This window comes from Cellulomonas sp. (assembly GCF_036279715.1).
Taxonomy (GTDB): domain Bacteria; phylum Actinomycetota; class Actinomycetes; order Actinomycetales; family Cellulomonadaceae; genus Cellulomonas_A.
Genome location: NZ_DASUIR010000143.1, coordinates 1 through 3,504, shown reverse-complemented (window position 1 = coordinate 3,504; position 3,504 = coordinate 1). Strand labels below are relative to the sequence as shown.

The 3,504-nt window shown below is 73.7% G+C and carries 2 protein-coding genes; one reads left to right on the top strand and one right to left on the bottom strand.

Translation table 11 applies throughout. The features are described from left to right. Positions 1-1,803: prolyl oligopeptidase family serine peptidase (locus VFW79_RS13585; RefSeq protein ID WP_329677827.1), on the bottom strand; the 1,803-nt coding region annotated here is incomplete at its 3' end. Between the two features lie 118 nt (positions 1,804-1,921). On the opposite strand from VFW79_RS13585, the gene malQ reads away from it, so the two are divergent. Then, the coding region (malQ, locus tag VFW79_RS13580; RefSeq protein WP_329677826.1) for a 4-alpha-glucanotransferase at positions 1,922-3,504 on the top strand (1,583 nt) is incomplete at its 3' end.

Genomic DNA, 3,504 nt, shown 5'->3' with positions numbered 1-3,504 from the left:
CGCGAACAGGTCGGGACGTTGGGTCAGGGCGGCGCCGACGAGCAGGCCACCGTTGGAGCCGCCCCAGCACGCGAGCTGACCGGGAGTCGTCCACCCGTCGGCGATGAGGCGCTCGGCGACCGCGTGGAAGTCGTCGAACACGTTCTGCTTGCGCGCGCGCATCCCGGCGCGGTGCCAGTCCTCGCCCTCCTCGCCGCCACCGCGCAGGTTCGCCACGACGTACACGCCGCCCGCCTCGACCCAGGCAAGCGTCGACGCGGAGTACGTGGGCTCGAGCGAGATCTGGAAGCCGCCGTAGCCGTAGAGGATCGTCGGAACGGGCGCGAGCGGGCGACCGTCCGCGCCCAGCACGTCGGCGCGTGCGAGCACGAACGCGCGCACGGTCGTGCCGTCCGCGCTCGCGGTCTCGAGGCGGTGCACCCGGACGTCCGGAAGGTCGGCGAGGGTGCCCGGGGGCTCGGCCCAGACCCGCACGTCGCGAGTCAGCGCGTCGAACACGTGCACCGTCGAGACCGTCGTGTGGTCGGTGTAGGCGAACCAGACCTCCCGGCCGCCGTCCGGCCGCGTCACGAGGCCTGACACGGATCCGAGGCCCGGCAGGCCGACCGTTCCCGCAGACCCGTCGAGCCGCACGCCGGTCCGGGGGTCATGGACGGTGATCTCGCTGACGGCGTGGCGACGCCAGCTCGCGAGCAGCAGCTCGGGCTCCGCGCCGGGCGTGCCGGCCGCGCCGCCCGCATCGGTGAATGCCACGTCCTCGAGGACCGCCTCGGGATCCTCGGCCAGGAGCTCCCGCCAGTGCGGGACGCCGGGGTCGGACGGGTCGGTGACGGCGAGCCGGCCGCGCGACGCGTCGAGATTCGTGTGCAGGTACAGCCGGCCGTCACGACCGACCCAGGCAGCCGTCTGCGCGTCGAGCCCGACCGTCACCGGGACGAACGTCGGCGCGGCCCCACCGGCCACGGCCAGGTCCGCGATCCAGACGTCGGTGCGCGGCGCCGTCCCGGCCGATGCCGAGACGATGAGCCAGCGCCCGTCGCGTGAGACCGAGACGCCGAAGTAGCTCGTGAGGTCACGACCCGCACCGAACACCTCGACGTCGAGTGCCGGGTCGGTGCCGACGCGGTGCAACCACACCCGGCGGTGGTACTGCTGCTCGTCCGGCGGCAGCTGCTCAGGCGGGAGGCGGCGGACGTAGTAGAACGACTCGCCACCGGGTACCCACGCGACCGGGGAGTACCGTGCCCGATCGATCGGTCCGTCGACCGGTTCGCCCGTCGCCACGTCGAGGACGTGCAGCACGCTCTCCTCGGTGCCGCCGCTGGACACCTGGTAGGCGAGCAGGTCGCCCTCCTTGCTGGGCTGCCAGGCGTCGAGGGTGGTCGCGCCCGCGGGGTCGAGCGTCACCGGGTCGATGAGGACGCGCTCGCTCCCGCCGTCCGTGACGATCACGACCGCGTGCTCCTGGTCACCCGACCGTCGCGAGGTGAACTGGCGGTCGCCACGCCACGCCGGGGCGCTGACGAACCCGGCGCCGAGCAGGGTCTGCAGGCGAGCAGTCAGGGTGACCTGCGACATCGCTCCCGCGGGTGCGGCCTGGGCGCGGTAGGCGGCCCAGAGAGCGTCCTGCGCCTCCGACCACGTCGTCGTCTCGGGCGACGACGCGTCCTCGAGCCACCGGTACGGGTCGGCGACACGATGACCGTGCAGGTCCTCGACGAGGTCGAGGCGCCGCGCGGACGGGTACGCCGGGAGGTCGAGCGGCGCGCCGGCGCGCGACGGCACGGACGAGGTCGGGGTCATGGGTCGCTACGTTACGACGTGGCCGGCACACCCCTCGGCGATGGCCGACCATGCTGGCGGCGCCGTGTCAGGTCCCGGGTCCGGCGTCCCGGCCAGGGACTCTGGCAGGATCGGGGCTGTGGCCGACCAAGGAGACGAACCGTCGCAGGCCCTGCTGCGCCTCGCTGCTGCGTACGGCGTGGTCCCCGACTTCTGGGGGTTCGACGGCTCGCACCGCCAGGTCGCTGCCTCGACGCTCGTCGCCGTGCTCGACGCGCTCGGGGTGGACGCCTCCTCCCCGGAGCGGGTCGACGTCTCGATCACTCACGTCGAGGACATGCCGTGGCGTCGCACGCTGCCGCCCGTCGTCGTCGTCCGACAGGGACGGCACGCGCACGTGCCCGTGCACGTCGCCCACGGGGACCCTGTGACGGTCTGGCTCGAGCTCGACGCCGAGGCGGGCGGCGGTCGCCTCGACCTGGTCCAGGCCGACGTCTTCGTGGAGCCGCGTTCCGTCGACGGACGCCTCGTGGGACGCGCGACCTTCACGATCCCGATCGACCTCCCCCTCGGCTGGCACGTGATGGAGGCGACCGGTCCGAGCGTCACCGCCCGGTCGGTCGTCGTCGTCACGCCGAGCACGCTCGAGCTGCCCGACCAGCTGCGCGCCGGGCGTGCGTGGGGCTTCATGGCCCAGCTGTACTCCGTGCGGTCCCGGGGCTCGTGGGGGGTGGGCGACTTCGCCGACCTCGCCGAGCTGGGCTGGCTCTCGGCACGGGAGTGCGGCGCCGACTTCCTGCTCGTCAACCCGCTGCACTGCGCCGAGCCGGTCGCGCCGATGACCCCCTCGCCCTACCTGCCGACGACGCGCCGGTTCGTGAGCCCGCTGTACATCCGGGTCGAGGACGTGCGCGAGACCGCCTACCTCTCGGCGGCCGACCGTGCGCTCGTCGAGTGGGCGGCCGAGCCCGCGATGTCGCTCGACACCGATGCGGGTCCGATCGACCGCGACGTGGCGTGGACCGCCAAGCGGTCGGCGCTCGAGATCGTGTTCACCGCGCCGCGGTCGGCAGCCCGCCAGGCGGCGTTCGACGGGTTCCGTCGCGAGCAGGGCGAGGGGCTCGAGGACTTCGCCCTGTGGTGCGCGCTCGCCGAGCGGTACGAAGGGGCACCCTGGCCGGCGGAGGCGAACGACATCTCCTCGGACCTCGTCGACCGGGCGCGCGTCGAGCTGGCGGACCGTGTCGACTTCCACTGCTGGCTGCAGTGGGTCGCCGACTCCCAGCTGGCCGATGCGCAGCGCGCTGCGGTCGAGGGCGGCATGTCGATCGGGATCATGCACGACCTCGCTGTCGGCGTGCACCCGGAGGGCGCCGACGTCTGGGCGCTCGGCGACGTGCTCGCTCGCGGGGCGACGGTCGGGGCGCCGCCGGACATGTACAACCAGCAGGGGCAGAACTGGTCACAGCCGCCGTGGCGGCCGGACGAGCTGGCGCGCGTCGCGTACCGGCCGTACCGGGACATGCTGCGGACCGTCCTGCGGCACGCAGGAGCGATCCGGATCGACCACGTCATCGGTCTGTTCCGGCTGTGGTGGATCCCGCAGGGCGCGGGCGCGGGCGAGGGCGCGTACGTGCGCTACGACCACGAGGCTCTCATCGGGATCCTCGCGCTCGAGGCGCACCGTGCCGGGGCCGTCGTCATCGGCGAGGACCTCGGCGT